We start from the raw sequence: 612 nt of genomic DNA, 5'->3' as shown, positions 1-612 counted from the left end.
TGGCCTCGCGCGTGGCGATGAATGCCGAGCCGATATAGGCAAGGTCCGCTCCCATGGCCTGCGCCGCCAGAATGGCCCGGCCGCTGGCGATGGCGCCCGACAGGGCGAGGGGACCGTCAAACCACTCGCGAATATCCTGGATCAGCGCCATCGGCGAAATGGTTCCGGCATGCCCGCCGGCGCCAGCGGCCACGGCGATCAGCCCATCGGCGCCCTTCTCGACAGCCTTGCGGGCGAAACGATTGTCGATGACGTCATGCAGCGTGACGCCGCCGTAGCCATGGATGGCCTGGTTCAGGTCTTCCCGGGCGCCCAGCGAGGTGATGATGACGGGAACCTTGTGCTTCACGCACAATTCGACGTCGTGGTCGAGGCGGTTGTTGGAGCGGTGAACAATCTGGTTGACGGCGAACGGCGCTGAGGGCTGGTCCGGATGGTCACGGTCATGGGCCGCCAGTTCCTCGCGGATCTGGTGCAACCATTCATCCAGCAGTTCCTTGGGGCGGGCGTTGAGGGCCGGAAAGCTGCCGACGACGCCGGCCTTGCACTGGGCGATAACCAGTTCGGGTCCCGAGACGATGAACAGGGGGGAGGCGATCGCCGGCAGGGACA

General features: G+C 65.8%; 1 protein-coding gene. It reads right to left on the bottom strand.

All coding sequences use genetic code 11. From position 1 onward, the window contains the following. Positions 1-607, bottom strand: a 607-nt coding sequence (locus AC4FS3_RS29075; RefSeq protein WP_491023429.1) for an NAD(P)H-dependent flavin oxidoreductase, incomplete at its 3' end; no start/stop codon positions are given. Positions 608-612 lie beyond the last annotated feature (5 nt).

The organism is Pseudogemmobacter sp. TB195 (genome assembly GCF_058313095.1).
The sequence above is the reverse complement of the archived record's forward strand: the minus strand, read 5'-3'. Positions and strand labels throughout refer to the sequence as shown.